At 63.7% G+C, this 15,437-nt stretch carries 14 protein-coding genes; 11 read left to right on the top strand and 3 right to left on the bottom strand.

Annotation, left to right across the window (positions count from 1 at the left end):
* The first annotated feature begins 2 nt into the window (after positions 1-2).
* The 7 genes from RF638_RS09320 to RF638_RS09350 all read left to right on the top strand — a co-directional run bounded on the left by RF638_RS09320 (position 3) and on the right by RF638_RS09350 (position 8,908).
* Positions 3-827 (top strand): MerR family transcriptional regulator, encoded by an 825-nt coding sequence (locus RF638_RS09320; RefSeq protein WP_368841855.1) that lies wholly within the window; start codon positions 3-5, stop codon positions 825-827.
* Between the two features lie 161 nt (positions 828-988).
* The gene (locus tag RF638_RS09325) at positions 989-2,701 is read left to right on the top strand and encodes a choline/carnitine O-acyltransferase (protein WP_368841856.1); all 1,713 of its coding nucleotides are present in this window, start codon (positions 989-991) and stop codon (positions 2,699-2,701) included.
* 50 nt (positions 2,702-2,751) lie between these two features.
* Positions 2,752-3,720 carry a LysR substrate-binding domain-containing protein gene (locus tag RF638_RS09330; RefSeq protein ID WP_368841857.1) on the top strand — a complete coding sequence of 323 codons (969 nt, stop codon included), beginning with the start codon at positions 2,752-2,754 and terminating at the stop codon, positions 3,718-3,720.
* A 131-nt stretch (positions 3,721-3,851) separates the two neighbouring features.
* The gene (locus RF638_RS09335; protein WP_368841858.1) at positions 3,852-5,237 is read left to right on the top strand and encodes an MFS transporter; all 1,386 of its coding nucleotides are present in this window, start codon (positions 3,852-3,854) and stop codon (positions 5,235-5,237) included.
* Between the two features lie 18 nt (positions 5,238-5,255).
* A complete protein-coding gene (locus tag RF638_RS09340; protein ID WP_368841859.1) occupies positions 5,256-7,010 on the top strand; it encodes an amidohydrolase in 1,755 nt (584 codons plus the stop codon).
* Complete coding sequence (locus tag RF638_RS09345) at positions 7,003-7,803, top strand: SDR family NAD(P)-dependent oxidoreductase (RefSeq protein ID WP_368841860.1); 801 nt, start codon at positions 7,003-7,005, stop codon at positions 7,801-7,803. The genes RF638_RS09340 and RF638_RS09345 overlap by 8 nt, the downstream gene beginning before the upstream one ends.
* Before the next feature lie 112 nt (positions 7,804-7,915).
* Complete coding sequence (locus tag RF638_RS09350; RefSeq protein WP_368841861.1) at positions 7,916-8,908, top strand: DUF368 domain-containing protein; 993 nt, start codon at positions 7,916-7,918, stop codon at positions 8,906-8,908.
* Here RF638_RS09350 and RF638_RS09355 read toward each other — a convergent pair.
* Both RF638_RS09355 and RF638_RS09360 read right to left on the bottom strand, forming a co-directional pair.
* Positions 8,905-9,342 (bottom strand): PaaI family thioesterase, encoded by a 438-nt coding sequence (locus RF638_RS09355; protein ID WP_368841862.1) that lies wholly within the window; start codon positions 9,340-9,342, stop codon positions 8,905-8,907. The two genes, RF638_RS09350 and RF638_RS09355, sit on opposite strands and share 4 nt — an antisense overlap.
* A gap of 147 nt (positions 9,343-9,489) precedes the next feature.
* Positions 9,490-9,648 carry a hypothetical protein gene (locus RF638_RS09360; RefSeq protein ID WP_368841863.1) on the bottom strand — a complete coding sequence of 53 codons (159 nt, stop codon included), beginning with the start codon at positions 9,646-9,648 and terminating at the stop codon, positions 9,490-9,492.
* A 420-nt stretch (positions 9,649-10,068) separates the two neighbouring features.
* Here RF638_RS09360 and mgtE point away from each other — a divergent pair, with 420 nt between their 5' ends.
* The gene (mgtE, locus tag RF638_RS09365) at positions 10,069-11,430 is read left to right on the top strand and encodes a magnesium transporter (protein ID WP_238663199.1); all 1,362 of its coding nucleotides are present in this window, start codon (positions 10,069-10,071) and stop codon (positions 11,428-11,430) included.
* A 113-nt stretch (positions 11,431-11,543) separates the two neighbouring features.
* Entirely contained in the window at positions 11,544-12,620 is a 1,077-nt protein-coding gene (locus tag RF638_RS09370) for a 2,3-butanediol dehydrogenase (protein ID WP_368841912.1), read from the top strand.
* A 57-nt stretch (positions 12,621-12,677) separates the two neighbouring features.
* On the opposite strand, the gene RF638_RS09375 is transcribed toward RF638_RS09370, so the two are convergent.
* Positions 12,678-13,634, bottom strand: a complete 957-nt coding sequence (locus RF638_RS09375) for an MFS transporter (protein WP_368841864.1) — start codon at positions 13,632-13,634, stop codon at positions 12,678-12,680.
* A gap of 121 nt (positions 13,635-13,755) precedes the next feature.
* Here RF638_RS09375 and RF638_RS09380 point away from each other — a divergent pair, with 121 nt between their 5' ends.
* Complete coding sequence (locus RF638_RS09380) at positions 13,756-14,361, top strand: TetR family transcriptional regulator (protein WP_368841865.1); 606 nt, start codon at positions 13,756-13,758, stop codon at positions 14,359-14,361.
* 105 nt (positions 14,362-14,466) lie between these two features.
* Complete coding sequence (locus tag RF638_RS09385) at positions 14,467-15,432, top strand: helix-turn-helix domain-containing protein (protein ID WP_016996083.1); 966 nt, start codon at positions 14,467-14,469, stop codon at positions 15,430-15,432.
* Positions 15,433-15,437 lie beyond the last annotated feature (5 nt).

The following is a 15,437-nucleotide window of genomic DNA, read 5'->3' on the forward strand; positions in this document are numbered from 1 at the left end:
CCATGACGCAAGACCCCGAGGCACCCGGAAACCCAACGGGAGATGAGCTGCTGACGGTGGGAGCGGCGTCGTCGTTGATTGGCGTGAGCGTGCGGACGCTGCATCACTGGGACCATATCGGCCTGGTGAGCCCCAGCGGCCGCACGAGCACGGGATATCGCCTGTATTCGGCGGACGACGTGGCGCGGATCCACCGTGTGCTCATTTACCGGGAGCTGGGGTTTTCGCTGACAGAAGTGGGCAAGATTCTGGACGACCCGTCCGTGAACGAGAGCGCACACCTCGAGAAGCAGCGAAAACTGCTGGCCGAACGCATTGATCACCTGCAGCAGATGGTCTGCGCAGTAGATCAGATGATGGAGGCGCGAGCCGTGAACAAGAAACTCACTCCACAGGAGCAAAGCGAGATTTTCGGTCAGGACTGGAACCCCGAGTACCAGCGTGAGGCCGAGGAGCGCTGGGGCGATACCCACCAGTGGGAACAGTCGCAACAGCGGGCCGCCGGGATGTCCAAGGACGACTGGCAGCGCACCAAGGCCGAGAGCGATCAGCTCAACCAGGAACTGGCTCAAGCCGCCCGGGATGGAATCGAACCGGGGTCGGAACAGGCCAATCAGCTGGCGGAACGGCACCGTGCATCCATTGGGCAGTTCTACGACTGTACCCATTCGATGCAGGTGTGCCTGGCGACCATGTACACCCAGGATCCGCGATTCACGGAGTACTACGACAACCTCGAACCGGGGTTGGCCGACTGGTTGTACCGTACGGTGGCCGAGAATGCTCGGGCGAACGGGGCGGACCCGGACAACGCCACGTGGGAGTAACCGAATCACCCCGTGGGCAGCGCATGTGACGGATGACGCGCGGCCCACGGGGTGATTTCTCAGCCCACATTGCAGTGTTCTCCGGCAAGATAGAGGGTGAATCCGCACCCGGGACCTGGCGCATTCGCACGCCCCGGTGAGCCGCGCTGAGAGGATCCCGCATGTCCGTGAAGCCCCTGCCCGTTCCCGAGTTGGACGCAACCCTCGATCGTTTCCTGGCCACGGCCCGTCCGTTGCTGGATGACGCCACGTACGAGGAGACCGTGCAGGCCACCCGTGATTTCCGGGAGCAGCAGGGTAGTGAGGTGCATGCCGGCCTCGAAGAATTTGCCCGCGACGAGAACGCCGCCGGCAACAGCTGGCTGTCCGAGGACTGGCTCAGCGGCTACCTGATGACCCGCACCTCCTTGCCGCTCACGAGCAATGTGGGTTTCCAGATCACGGGTGACTTCGGGGCCCCGGGCCTGGGCCGGGCGGCCGAGTTCGTGTACCGAGCGGCGTCGGTGCATCTGCAGCAGGTGCGCGGCGAGACCCCGCAAGAAGTGGATCCGCGCGGCAACGAGATCAGCATGGAGCAGTGGCGGTGTCTGGAGGGCGGGCTGCGTCACCCGGCCGAGGAAGTCGACGAGGTCATCCGTCCGGAACTCTCCGCTGCGGATCGCGAGATCGGCGTGATTCACCGGGGCCGCCTGTTCGCGGTGCCCGTGAGCGACCAGGACGGCCAGCCGCTGTCGCTGCGCACCGTGGCCGAATCATTGCGTTCGGTGGTCGACGGCGCTGAGGCCGCCACGGAGCCCGAGCTCCCGTTCGGCACGCTGTCCTACCTGGGCAGTGAGAAGGCCGCGCCGCTGCTGGAGGAGCTGACCGAGAACCCTCACAATGCGGAGATCTACGACCGGATCACCCGCATGATCTTCATGGCCAACGTGCTGGACGCCCAGGCCGAGGTCATCGAACACCTCGAACACTCTGCCTTCGAAGTGGGTCACGCGTGGGCCTATAAGCCGCTGACCTACGAGGTGTGCCTGGCCGATGATTGGCTGGCCGTTCACGTGGAACACAGCACGGTGGACGGCGCCACGATCCTGGCTGCCGTGGCACGCATGCAGGAGGTGGCCATCCCGGAGCAGCCGGCCGCCACGGGGATTGCGTCACCGGAGCCGCTGACGTGGGACCTGAGCGATTCCCTGCGCTCGACCTTGCTGGATGAACTCGCCGACTACCGCCGCGCGGCGGCGCTGCACGGCGTACACCGGGTGTTCGTGCCCCGGCCGCACAAGGCTGAACTTCCGTTCCGCATCAGCGACGACGCCGCTCAGCAACTGATCATGCTCTACGCCCAGTTGGCCACCTACAACCGGGTGCGCAGCGTGTACGAGGCTGTGGACATGCGCGAGTACCAGGCCGGTCGCACGGAATGCCTGCGCCCGGTGACTGCGGAGGCGGTGGGGTTCGTTGCGGCATTGCAGGCGGGGGAGGCGACCCTCGAGCAGTTCCAGGCCGCCCTTGATGCTCACCGCGGCTGGGTCAAGGCGTGCAAATCTGCTCAGGGCATCGACCGTCATCTGCTCGGCCTGCAGTACGTGGCCGAACGGAACGGTATGGACACGTCGTTCTTCGCCAACCCGGGTCTGACAACCATGCGGCGCGATTTCCTGTCCACCACGTCCATCGGTGGGCCAGAACAGATCGTGCGCTACGCCTTTGCCCCGACCACCCCCGAAGGTTTCGGCATGACCTACACGCGCCTGTCCGACGGGTACGAGTTCTGCATCAACTACCGCCGGGATACTTCCGAGGACCTCGAGGGGTTCGCGCGCAACCTCACGGTTGCTGCTGAGAAGTTGTGGGAGTTTGTGAAGCGGGTGGGTTAGGGCTCAACGGGAACGAAACAAGTGGCGCGGTCACCTGCCACACTGACCCCATGGCTGATATGAGTTTTCGCCGGGTCAAGTACTTCCTGGCCGCGGTGGATGCGGGGACTATGACGGCGGCGGCGCAGTCGCTGCGGATGGCCCAACCGGCGTTGAACCGGCAGATCAAGTTGTTCGAGCAAGACCTCGGTCTGACCCTGTTCCGACCCAAAGGCAACCGGTTGGTGCTCACCACCGCGGGGGAGCGGTTGGTGCCCATGGCGCGCAGACTCATGGGCGAGGTGGATCGGTTCGAGCGCGGTGCGGCCACTTTGAGCACCGGTCGGGCGTCGACCCTCACGGTGGGCACCACGGAGGCCACGCTGCGTAATCTCCTGGCGCCGTTCATCGCCACGCTCGGCCCGGACGACCCCTTGGTCAACGCCCGCACGGTGATCCAGGCGAACATACCAGTGGCCCTGCGCGAAGGTTGCGATGCCGCGATCTCCACTGCCCCCATGCAGGGTGAATTGGTGTCCGAGACCCTGGGGTCAGCCCCAATCTACGCGTGTGTGTCCGCGCGTCACCCGATGGCAATCGCGGGCGTCGTCGAAGCGCCCATTGAAGACTTCGCCGATCACGCGGTAGTCCTCCCCACCCACCGCAACGCGAGTCGTTACCTCCTGGACTTTGCGCTCTCCGCAGCCGGCATCCGCTTCCCCTCCGTCATGGAATCCGACGACGGCCAAGCCATCATGGCGCTCGCCGCCTCCGGGACCGCCACGGGCTTCACGTCCGAGCTCCCGCGATTCGGGGTACATCCCATCCGCGTGCTTGTTCCGACCACGCGCGCTCCAAGCGGGGATCTCGATGACGACGCCGCTCGCGAACCTCTCGCGATCGAGCTTCACCTCGTGTGGCCGCGAGGGCACTACGCCCACGAACAACTGCTCGAGCTGGCTGGAAGGCTGTCGCATTTCCTGGACCGATGGGCCGCTGCGGATTGGGCTGGCATGGACGAGCCCTGGAACTATGCCTAAGGGGCATGAACAGACTGCTCGTTCGGTATTTGACGCCTTGCGATCCGGGTCACATAGTGAGTATTTAACACTCTCTGTGCCCTGAATCATGCAGTTTTGGGGCTCGCACCACCGTTCTTTCGAGGTTTCCCATGTCCAGTACTTCAGCTTCCCCGGCTGGTGGCGTCGATCCCACGCCCACCGAGCGGGTCCATGATCCGAAGAAGGCCCGCCGCGCCCTGTGGGGTGCGTACATGGGTACGTCCCTCGAGTGGTACGACTTCTTCCTGTTCGGCACCACGTCCGCCATTGTGTTCGCCCCGCTGTTCTTCGGCGGCGACGATCCCGCCTTGGCCACCATCAGCTCGTTCCTGCTCTTCGGCGTCGGCTTCATTGCTCGCCCGGTGGGTGCCTTGCTCGCGGGTCACTTCGGCGACCGCATTGGCCGCCGCACCATCTTGATGATCACCATCGTGGCCATGGGCGTCGCATCCACCTTGATCGGCTTGCTGCCCACCTATGAAACCGCGGGCATCGTGGCACCCATCCTGCTGGGCGTACTGCGTTTCGTGCAGGGCATGGCCGCCGGCGGTGAGTGGGGCGGTGCCACGCTCATGGCCGTGGAGAACGCACCCGAGAACAAGCGTGGGTTCTACGGCTCCGTGGTGCAGCTGGGTTCACCCACCGGCACCATCCTCTCCAGCGTGATCGTGGCTGCTGTGGTTGCCGCGTCCGGTGAACAGTTCCTCGAGGGTGCTTGGCGTATTCCCTACCTCATCTCCCTCCTGCTGGTTGCCGTGGGTGTGTGGATCCGGCTCAAGGTTGACGAGACGGATGACTTCAAGGAAGCGGAAGCCGCCAAGGCCGCCTCACCCATCGAGAAGGAAAGCGCACCGGTTGTCGAAATCATTCGCACGGTTCCGGGTCGTTTGCTCGTGGGTATCGGTACCTACCTGTTCGGCAACGCAGGCTTCTTCATGCTGACCACGTTCATGATCAGCTATGTAACGGATGAGCTCGGTCTGCCGTCCACCACTATCCTCAACGCCATCACATGGGGTGCCGTGGCCCAGATCGTCTGCATGTTCGTGGCCGGCAAGGTCGCGGACAAGACGAGCCCCTCCGCCGTGGTGGTTGTCGGCTATGTGATCGCCGCACTCGTGGCCTTCCCGATCTTCTGGCTCATGGACACCCGCTCCACCGGCATGATCACCGTGGCGCTGATCCTCGGCTTGGGCTTCGCATCTATTGCCTACGCCCCCGTGGGTACCGTGCTGACCCAGCTGTTCCCCGTCAAGGTCCGCTACTCGGCGATTGCCCTGTCCGCCAACTTGGCGGGCATCGTGGCGGGCTTCATGCCGGCCTTGGCCGCCACCATTCTTGTCGCAACCGGCGGTGGCTCGACCGGCCCGGCCATCCTGCTGTTCGTCATCGCTGTCATCTCCCTGGGGTCCTCCATCATCGCCCGCATTCTCATCCGGCGTGATGATAGACAGGGCGTCGACCAGATCGGCGGGGAGCTGCTCAACCGCAAGTAACCGCATGAGGAGTCACGCATGAAGCGTCCCACCCGCAACCTCACCGTCATCAATGCCGTGGTGTACGACCCCGGCAGCGCGTACGACACTGCACCACGCGGCGTCGTCGTCACCGATGGTGTGATCACCTTTGTGGGCAGTTCGGAACAAGCTCGCGAGCGCAGCGCTCCGGACGCCCAGGTGATCGACGCGGGTGGGCGTTTTCTTATGCCGGGGCTCATTGAATCGCATGGCCATCCGGGCATGTATGCCAAGAGCCTGCTCCAGGTGGATTGCCGCCCGGCCGTGACGCCCACGGTCAAGGACATTGTCGAGGCCCTGCAGGAAGCTGCGGGACAGGCTGAACCCGGCGAATGGATTGCCGGGTGGGGTCACGACGAGCACCGCATGGACGGCCCCGGCCCCACGCTGGAAGATCTGGATCGGGCGGCGCCCGAGCACCCCGTCTTCCTGAGGCGTACGTGCGCGCACATGGCGCTGGTGAATACCGCGGCGCTGGAGCGGGTTGGGATCACCGATGACACCCCGGATCCGTCCGGTGGCTGCATTGTGCGGGACCCGGACTCGGGGCAGGCCACGGGTCTGCTGCAGGAAAAGGCGATGTCCCTGGTCGACCTCCCCGCGGATACACCTGAAGGCATGACCGAGGGCATGCGCCTCGCCCTCGATGACCTGGCGAGCAAGGGTGTCACCACGGTCCACGACATGAGCTCCGGCCCCACCGAGATGGGTGTCTACCAAACCCTGCTTGCCGAGGGGGCGCTTTCGGTGCGGTTCCGGCCGTGGTACTTCGCGCTCGCGCAGGGTGAGTTCCCGGGCAGTTACGACGCCGTTCTGGGCACCGGTCTGCGCAGCGGTTTCGGTAACGACATGCTGCGGTACCAGGGCCTCAAGTTCGTTCTCGACGGTTCCGTGGGCGGACGCACCGCCGCGGTGTCCGAGCCGTTCGAGGGCAGCAGCTCACGCGGAATTCTGTACTACGACACCTCCGAGATCGAACCGCTCGTGGCCAGGGCCGTTGCCTCGGGGCAGCGGGTGGCCGTGCACGGGATCGGTGAGCGTGCTGTGACGCAGGCATTGGATCTAATCGAAGCGGGTGGCCGGGACGCGGCGGCAATCTCGGGCGGGGATGGTTCCTCCGAGGCGGAGCCGGGCCACACGGATCAGCGTGAGACCACGGCTCAGGAGCACCACGACTCCACGGATCACGATGCCCAGGAGCACTACGACACCGTGGTCCGTTCGCGGCGCCACCGCGTGGAGCATTGCGGGCTACCCAATGAGGAAGAACTGGACCGGTTGCGGGACGGCAACATCATTGCCGCGGCATCCACGGCGTTCCTTTACGAGCTGGGCGACAGCTACCTGAACAACTTGGGTCCGGACCGGATTGCGCGCACTTACCCGATGCGCACGTTTATCGATCACGGGATCGAGGCACCCATCAATTCGGACTTCCCGGTGACCACACCCAATCCATGGTTGGGTATCTACGCCGCGGTGGCCAGGCGAACTTCCTCGGGGAGACTCCTGGACACAGTTCAGAACATCTCCGTGGCAGAAGCCATTGCCGCGTTCACCACTGTGGCAGCCCGCGCGTCCTTCGAGGAAGACCGACTGGGCCGGATCGCGGAGGGGTACCTGGGGGACCTGGTGCTCATGGGCCGCGACCCGTTTAGTGTTGAGACCGAGGATCTCAAGGACCTCCGACCGGTTCTCACCGTGTGTGACGGGCGGGTCGTCTACCACGCTGAAGGGGAGAGCAATGACTGAAAACCCGGCAATGCCCACCATGTTGAATCCAGAGTGGGAAGAACGGATCGTGCCCGAGCGGTTCGCCGGTCAGACGGTGATCGTCACGGGCGCAGGTGCGGGCATCGGCTTGGCCACGACCTCCCGCATTCTCCGAGAAGGCGGACGCGTTATCGCTGTGGACCTGAATACTGACGGCCTGGGCGATCTCTATCGCGAGTTCTCGGAGTCCCTGGTGCTCGTCACCGCGGACCTCACTGATCCTGACGCGATCCCCGGCATCCTGTCGGCCGCAGACAATCGCGTGGACGCTCTGGTCAACAACGCCGGTGTGATGGATAACTTCGCCCCGCTGCACGAGGTCACGGACGAGACGTGGCAGCGTGTGTTTGCCGTGAACGTTGACGGCATGATGCGCCTGACCCGCGCCGTCATTCCCCTCATGCTCGATGCGGGCCAGGGCAGCGTGGTCAACCTGACCTCGGGGGCCGGCCTACGCGGTTCCGCCGCGGGTGTCGCCTACACCGCGTCCAAGCACGCCGTGGTGGGTCTGACGGTGAGCTCCGCCTTCATGTATGCCACTCAGGGCATCCGGTTCAACGCTGTGGCGCCGGGTGGTGTGGCCACCGGCATCAAGCTCCCGGCGGACATGTCCGAATCCGGCGCGGTCCGTTTGGGTGTGGTCAACGCCAATATGCCGGGTCTGGCTCAAGCGGCACATCTCGCTGCCAGCATCACGTTCTTGGCGTCCAAGGACAGCGTGAACATCAACGGCGCCATCCTGCCCTCGGACGGCGGCTGGTCCGCGGTCTGACATCGGCCCTGATCCGTGATGGCGGCCGGAGCATGGCTTGCCACCACGGGTTGATCGGTTCTGGGCGGCTCGCGCGGATGCGCCGTACCTGCCGCCCCGGTACCGTTGATCCTTGAGCCACGAGCAAGGGGAACACCGAATGAGCGTCAACGCGCAACCGACTACCGACCAGCATCAGGTCACCCAACATCGCAACGTCCCGGCGAACGTTCTCCGCGGAGCCTTGATCGGCACGGTGGAAACCATCCCGGGCGTTTCCGGCGGCACCGTCGCCTTGGTCGTGGGTATCTACGACGAACTCATCGACTCGGCCTCCCATGTGGTGAGCGCGGGAAAGCGGGCCATCCTGGGCCCGGATCGCGTGGCGGGGGTCAAGGAGAACCTGGCCAAGGTGCACTGGCGCATGATCGTCCCGGTCCTGCTGGGCATGGTCCTGGCCGTGTTCACGATCGCGGGTCCCATGTCCCAAGCGGTGGAGGATCACCCGGAGGTCATGCGGGCCCTGTTCTTAGGGATGGTGCTGGTCTCCGTGGCGGTTCCGTTGCGTATGGCGGGGCGCAATTGGCGTGCGCTGGACTGGGTGCTGGGTCTTGCCGCGTGTCTTTTCGCGTTCTTCGTGGTCTCGATTCCGCCCACCACGGTGGAACCGAACCCCGTGATCATTGTCCTCGCGGCAGCCATCGCGGTCTCCGCTCTGCTGCTTCCGGGACTGTCCGGGTCGTTCATACTGCTCACCATCGGCCTCTACCACCCCACGCTCAAGGCCGTGGATGAGCTGGACCTCGGATACCTGGGTCTCTTCTTAGTGGGCGCGATCATGGGCATGGCCGTACTGGTGAAGGGTCTGCAGTGGTTGCTGGCCTACCGCTATCGACCCACCATGGTGGTCCTGGCCGGCCTGATGCTCGGAGCGCTACGCGCGCTGTGGCCGTGGCAGGTGGACGATCGCACCCTCGAAGCTCCCGGTGACAACTGGCCCATGCTGCTTCTGGTGGCCGCCGTGGGCGGCATCGTTGTGGGGATCCTGATTTACGTGAACGTCAAGATGGCCACGCGGCGCGCGCAGTTGGAGGCAACCCGGGTCGATGCGGATGAGGCTCGCTAGGACTTGTTCTCACGCGGCGGCGGGGGCGTGGTTCCCTGCCCCGTGAAGTAGGCGACCACGCGCCCGTCGGCCTCCAGAACGACGTCGCAGATCTGGTTCCTGCCAAAGCTCACCCGGCGCGTAGCGGTCGCCGTCACGATCTGGCCGGCGTGGGCCGGCGAGATGAACGTGATGTCCGCGTTGCGGGTGACAATGCGCGTACCCGCGGTCGCGCAGCAGTAGGCGAAAGTCGTGTCGGCCAGGGTGAACAGGTAACCGCCGTGGCTCATACCGTGGCTGTTGGCCATGTGATCGGCGATGGGCATGGTCATGACCACGCGTCCCTGGTCGATGTCCCCCAATTGGATGCCCAGGTGCAGTGGGGCGGGATCATTCCGCAAAATCTCGTGAAGCATTTCGCGGATTGCGGGCATGTCATTCGGGTCGGCGTTCATGCGGGTCCTCCGAGGGGAGCAGAAATAGCAAAACTTTTTACTACCTTAGGTGCCCGCTGGTGATTTGAGGAGTGCCCGGCGCAAAAGAACGTGCCCCGCACCAGAAGGTGCGGGGCACGTTCACTAGGAAATCAGTGAAACGGAACCTCAGTGCTTGAAGCTGAAGATCTTGTGGAACAGACCCAGCTTGAAGTCGATGACGTCCTTGACGAAGTTGATCTTGTGACCGAACAGGCCGCCCAGGATGTCCTTGCCGCCGGTGTGACCACCGGTGTGGCCGCCGCCGGTGCTGCCGCCTCCTTGCAAGGGTCATAAGTGGAGCAGGAGGTTACGGGGTGGCTGGGAGCCGGGTGGAAGAAGGTGGCCTGTGCCGGAGCGACAGAACCGAAGGTCAGGGCGCCGAAAGCTGCGATGGCGGTACCGGTCTTGACGATATTCTTTTTTACGGGTTTCCTCCAGATATTTGATGCGCCTGCCCCCGCAGGCGTCGAACTAAGAAGCCCATGTCGCGAGTGTCGGTTAGGTTCCCCCAAACCTTCTCCCTGACCTGGACGTAACCAACGTAACAACCGAGAATCACCCGTGGATGAATGTGATTGCCCACACTTGCGACCGGCTTCTTGTGAGTTCATGGAGCCTACTGACTAGGAACAACGCGGAGAATGGTGGGGAGAGCTCCGCGGTGACCCTGGCGGGTTTGAAGGACGTAACAACGAGGGAGATGCAGTGGATCGCAAAGCCGAACCGGTGACCGGCCGGCAGCTTCAGGATGTTGAATCCGCAGTCTCGAAACGGGACTTCGACCGGGTGACGAGCTCGATCGACGCCATGCCCTCGGGCCAGGTGGTCGAGCTCCTGGAACGACTGAGCGTGCGTGATCGGGCACTGGTGTATCGCATGCTTCCCAAGGACCGTGCGTCCGTGGTGTTCGAACGTTTGGATGCGCCGCTCCAAAAAGAACTGGTCGTGGGGTTGCAGGACGAGGACGTCGCCGCGATCTTCGCGGGGTTGACTCCAGATGACCGTGCCCGCCTGGTTGATGAGCTCCCCGCCACCGTGGCTACCCGATTGCTGCGGGACCTCCCGGACGACGAGCGGGAGCTCACCTCCGTGGTGCTGGGCTACCCGGAGCGCTCCATTGGGCGTCGGATGAACCCCGAGTGCGTGACCACCCACCCGCACCTCACCGCCGGAGAGAGCTTGCAGCGCATCCGTCACGGACTGCAGCGTGCGGAGACGATCTACACGATTCCCGTGACCGATGACTCCCGGAAGCTGGTGGGCGTTGTGGGGCTGCGCCAGGTGATGGGTGCCGATCCCGAAACTCCCGTGGCTGAGCTGATGAGCGAGGCGGATTCCGCGACCGCGACCGAACCTGCGGAGGAGGCGGCACGCCGCTGCGCGGGGTTGCGATTGTTGGCCATGCCCGTGGTGGATCACGAGGATCGGCTCGTGGGCATCCTGACCGTGGACGACGCCCTGGACATCCTCGAGAACGCCGAATCCGAGGATCAGGCGCGCATCAGCGGTTCCGAGCCCCTGCGTCGTCCGTATTTGTCCACTCCGGTGCGCACTCTCGTGCAAGCCCGCGTGGTCTGGCTGCTCGTGCTGGCGATCGGTGCGACCCTCACAGTCCAGGTGCTCGAGGTCTTTGAATCCACGCTCGAGCAAATGGTGGTGCTATCCGTGTTCATCCCGCTGCTCATCGGCACGGGCGGCAATACGGGTAATCAGGCGGCCACATCCATCACGCGTGCACTCGCCCTGGGTGATGTTCGCCCGCGAGACGTGGCCAAGGTGGCCCTGCGGGAACTGCGCGTGGGCGTGAGCTTGGGCCTACTCCTGGGAGCTGCGGGCTTTGTCATCGCCGGAATCATCTACGGGGCCTCGATCGGCGCGGTCATCGGCCTGACCTTGGCTGCGATCTGTACCTTGGCTGCCACGGTGGGTGGCCTTATGCCCCTGATCGCCCGCGCCATCAAAGTGGACCCTGCGGTTTTCTCCAACCCTTTCATCACCACGTTCGTGGACGCGACCGGCCTGGTGGTCTACTTCTTCATTGCTCGCGCCATTCTGGGATTGGGCTAGAAATGTGTTCCATGCTTCCCTGGGTCTTTATTTTTAGACCCCATCGTGCTTATGGTCAGACCACAGGGATCGAGTCTCCATTCCCGGTCCCATGAGTGATCCGGAGGTTCATGATGAAGGCAGCACGGTTTTACGACCGAGGCGACATTCGTATTGAAGAGATTCCCGAGCCCACGGTGGCCCCGGGCGAGGTGGGAATCAAAGTGGCCTGGTGCGGCATCTGTGGCACTGACCTGCATGAGTACAAGGACGGGCCCGTTTTCTGCCCCACCCACGACACCCCGCACTCCATCTCGGGTGAGACTGCTCCGGTGACTCTCGGGCACGAGTTCTCCGGAGTGATCGATGAACTCGGTGAAGGCGTGGAAGATCTCGAGGTCGGTCAGCACGTGGTGGTCGAGCCTTACATCATTGGTGACGAGGTGGACACCGGCCCTGAATCCAAGGATTACCACCTGTCTCCGAACATGAACTTCATCGGTCTCGCCGGACGCGGCGGCGGCCTGGGGGGGCGCATTGCCGTCAAGCGCCGCTGGGTGCACCCGATTTCGGACTCCGTGAGCTTGGACGAGGCCGCCCTGATCGAGCCACTATCTGTGGGATATCACGCCGTCGAGCGCTCCGGGGCCAAAGCCGGGGACGTAGCAGTGGTGGGTGGTGCCGGCCCCATCGGTTTGCTGACCGCCGCCGTGCTCAAGGCCCTTGGTATCACCGTGGTGGTGTCGGAGCTCTCCTCCCTGCGTCGCGAGAAAGCTCTGGAGACCGGCGTGGCAGATTATGCGCTGGATCCACGGGAAGTGGACGTGGTGAAGGAAGTTCAGAAGATTACCGGCGGTAAAGGTGCGGATGTCGCATTCGAGTGCACGTCGGTTCAGGTGGTGCTGGACACCTTGATGGATGCCCTGCGACCCACTGGCGTGCTGGTCGTCGTATCGATCTGGGCGGAACGGTCCAACTTCGATATCCATAAGTTGGTCATGAAGGAGATCGACCTGCGCGGCACCATTGCATATGTGAATTCCCACCCCGCCACCATCGAGCTCGTGGAGTCCGGCAAGATTGATCTCAAGCCGTTCATCACCGGCAAGATCGGGTTGGAAGGTCTTGTGGATGAGGGGTTCGATACGCTCATCCACCGCAACGAGACTGCGGTCAAGATTCTCGTCTCCCCCTCGGGTGAAGGACTGTAAGTAGTCCTCGGCAGGCTCTAGATGGTTGCGAAAATCCCGGCTTGGCTCGCGATCGAGTCAGGCCGGGATTTTCGACGTCGCAGGGATCAGTCCACGGTCACTCGGACGGGCACCGGGGGTAGCTTCTTCACGAACGGAGCGCACATCCAGGAGGGCGACGTCCGTTGCGCGCTGGAGGCGCACCTGGCGGATGGTGAACAGCGCAAGGGCGACTGCGCCGACCGCCAGGGCGAGCACAGGAAGCAGCGAACCCTGGAACAAAGCGCTCATGGATCCCAGGCCGTAAACGATGCCTCCGAAGGCGAAGACCGAGAGCAGCACGGAGAAGGCGTCCAGGGGAATCTTGCGGGTCTCACCGGTCGTCTTGATGAGCACCAGACCCAGGAGCAGCACGAGCATCCCGACCGGAAGCATCAGGCCGAAGACCCAGCGCCAGTTCAGGGCATTGACGATCATGCCGGAGATGGTCGGGCCAATGGCCGGAGCCACTGAGATCACCACGGAGTTGAGTCCCATGATGGTGCCGCGGTGGGCCGGGGGAACGTAGGTGAGGGTGGTGGTCATCAACAGCGGCAGGATGATGGCCGTGCCGCCGGCCTGCACAATCCGACCCAGAAGGACCACGGCGAAGCTTGGTGCGAACGCAGCCATGGCGGTACCGATCACGAACAACAGCAGGGCCGCGGTGAACAGGCCCTTGGTGGTGAAACGCTGGAGCATCCATCCGGTCGTGGGGATCACCACGGCCATGGTCAGCATGAATCCTGTGGTCAGCCACTGGGCCGTGGCCGCCGTAATGCTGAAGTCGACCATCAGGTTGGGCAGGGCCACCGTCAGGACTGTTTCGTTCAGAATCATGATCAGAGCGGAGGTCACCAGCACGGAGATCACGGCAACGATGTGCTTGGTGGCGGGGCGCTCCGGTTCGAGGTCGAGAGCGGATCGGGCGGCCGTATCGGCTACCGCTTGGAATTGGCCGGTGGTCGGCTCATCCTGAATGTGGGCATGGGACATGCAAGTACCTGTTTCTCAGAGGGGATTACACTCAATAATGGCACTGACTGCCACTTTGGCATAAGTGACATGAAGCCGTGGGGTTGGTCACAATGGGGTGCCGAGCGTCAGGGAGGGCGTCATGGAGCATGAACCGCAGGCGGGGCTGAGGGCTCGTCGAAAACTGGAAACGCAGTGCGAGATCCATCAGGCTGCACTGGAACTTTTCGAAGCACACGGGGTGCGGGAGACCACGGTCCACCAGATTGCCGAACGCGCCGGGGTTTCACCGCGCACGTTCTTCCGCTATTTCTCGACCAAGGAGCAAGCGGCACTGCCCGGTCAGCGGCGAATGCTGCGAGCCATCGATTCGCTTGAGATCACTGATCCAGCTCCCGCGGCGGTACTCCGTGCGGTGGAAACCATGGCGGAAACGGTCATGGGTGCGGACAATGATCCCGAACTCGATGAACACCGGCGCGTGGCCAAACTGCTGGCGCGGGACGCGGATCTGCAGTCTCTGGCAGCATCGCAAGAGTTGGTCCTCCCGGTGCGCCTGCGTGCACGTCTGGCCGAGCAACTACCGGAGGCAGACCCGGCCACGCTGCTGCTGATCTCCGAAACAGCGGTGGCGGTGTGGCGGGTCAGTTGGATCCGCTGGGGCGAGTTGGCCACGCGTGGCGAGACCGCCGACCCCGTTGCGGTCTACCGAGAATGCCGGGCCCGGTTACGCAGCGCCGTCGGATAGCCACCGACGCCGCTCCGTCCCGCTAGCGAGGATCGGTCTCCTGGTGTCGGCCGCACCCGGATCTTCGTAGGATGCCGTCAACCGGGCAGCGAGGGAGAGAGGGACATGGCGACACCCCAGCAACCGTCTGTTGAACCTGCCGGTCTGTACACCGGCCTGACCATGCCGCAGTGGCGGGAAGTGATTCGTGGTTCGTTCTCGGCATTGGAAATCACTGCTCCCAATGAGGGCCAATTCCGCGCGAACTTACGCGTGGTGGAACTCGACGACGTGCATTTGTTCGATATGTCCACCGACGCTCACCGGGTGGTGCGCACTGCACAGCTGGTCGAGCAGGACCAGGGGGAGTACTTCAAGCTCAGCCTGCAGTTGGAAGGGGTGTGCACTCTCCGCCAGGACGGGCGTGAGTGCCAGTTGGAGCCCGGTGACCTGGGACTGTACGTAGCGTACCGGCCCTACGAGCTGGATTTTCGTGGTCCGCAGCACTCTATGGTTATGACGTTTCCTCGCTCCGTGGTTCACATGACTCCGGCTCAGGTGGAGATGGTCACCGCGCGGCGGATCACCCAGGACCATGGGCTGGGCCGGGTGGCCGCCCCCATGTTCCGTGATCTCGCCGAGAACATGGATCTACTTCACGGGCCCCACGCCATGCGTTTGGTCAGGAGCGCGCTGGGTATGCTTGTGAGCGTGCTGTCCTCGGACGTTCTGGAACTCAGCGAGGAGCAGCCGGGAGACCTGCTGGTCCAGCAGGCAGCGGCCTACATCGACGACCATCTGGGCGATTCTGAGTTGTCGCCGGGCACCATTGCTAAGGCGCTGTACGTTTCGGTTCGCCAGCTGCACAGCAGATTTGCGGCCCAGGACCTCACCGTGTCCTCGACCGTTCGTCTGAAGCGCTTGGAAGCGATCCGTGAAGATCTCTCAGATCCCGCGCTCGCGGACGAGACGGTGCACAGCGTGAGTTCTCGCTACGGCTTACTGGACGCAGCACACGTAAGTAAGAGCTTCAAAGCGGAGTATGGGGAGACGCCGTCGGCATATCGAAGACGCATCCTGGCCGGGGCCTGAGTATC

Source organism: Kocuria sp. CPCC 205235 (assembly GCF_040980905.1).
Classification (GTDB): Bacteria; Actinomycetota; Actinomycetes; order Actinomycetales; family Micrococcaceae; genus Kocuria; species Kocuria carniphila.

What these genes read in the sequence shown, in the direction of transcription:
- RF638_RS09320 (WP_368841855.1), top strand. Translation starts at nt 3, where the DNA reads ATGACGCAAGACCCCGAGGCACCCGGAAACCCAACGGGAGATGAGCTG.
- RF638_RS09325 (WP_368841856.1), top strand. Translation starts at nt 989, where the DNA reads ATGTCCGTGAAGCCCCTGCCCGTTCCCGAGTTGGACGCAACCCTCGAT.
- RF638_RS09330 (WP_368841857.1), top strand. Translation starts at nt 2,752, where the DNA reads ATGGCTGATATGAGTTTTCGCCGGGTCAAGTACTTCCTGGCCGCGGTG.
- RF638_RS09335 (WP_368841858.1), top strand. Translation starts at nt 3,852, where the DNA reads ATGTCCAGTACTTCAGCTTCCCCGGCTGGTGGCGTCGATCCCACGCCC.
- RF638_RS09340 (WP_368841859.1), top strand. Translation starts at nt 5,256, where the DNA reads ATGAAGCGTCCCACCCGCAACCTCACCGTCATCAATGCCGTGGTGTAC.
- RF638_RS09345 (WP_368841860.1), top strand. Translation starts at nt 7,003, where the DNA reads ATGACTGAAAACCCGGCAATGCCCACCATGTTGAATCCAGAGTGGGAA.
- RF638_RS09355 (WP_368841862.1), bottom strand. Translation starts at nt 9,342, where the DNA reads ATGAACGCCGACCCGAATGACATGCCCGCAATCCGCGAAATGCTTCAC.
- RF638_RS09370 (WP_368841912.1), top strand. Translation starts at nt 11,544, where the DNA reads ATGAAGGCAGCACGGTTTTACGACCGAGGCGACATTCGTATTGAAGAG.
- RF638_RS09375 (WP_368841864.1), bottom strand. Translation starts at nt 13,634, where the DNA reads ATGTCCCATGCCCACATTCAGGATGAGCCGACCACCGGCCAATTCCAA.
- RF638_RS09380 (WP_368841865.1), top strand. Translation starts at nt 13,756, where the DNA reads ATGGAGCATGAACCGCAGGCGGGGCTGAGGGCTCGTCGAAAACTGGAA.
- RF638_RS09385 (WP_016996083.1), top strand. Translation starts at nt 14,467, where the DNA reads ATGGCGACACCCCAGCAACCGTCTGTTGAACCTGCCGGTCTGTACACC.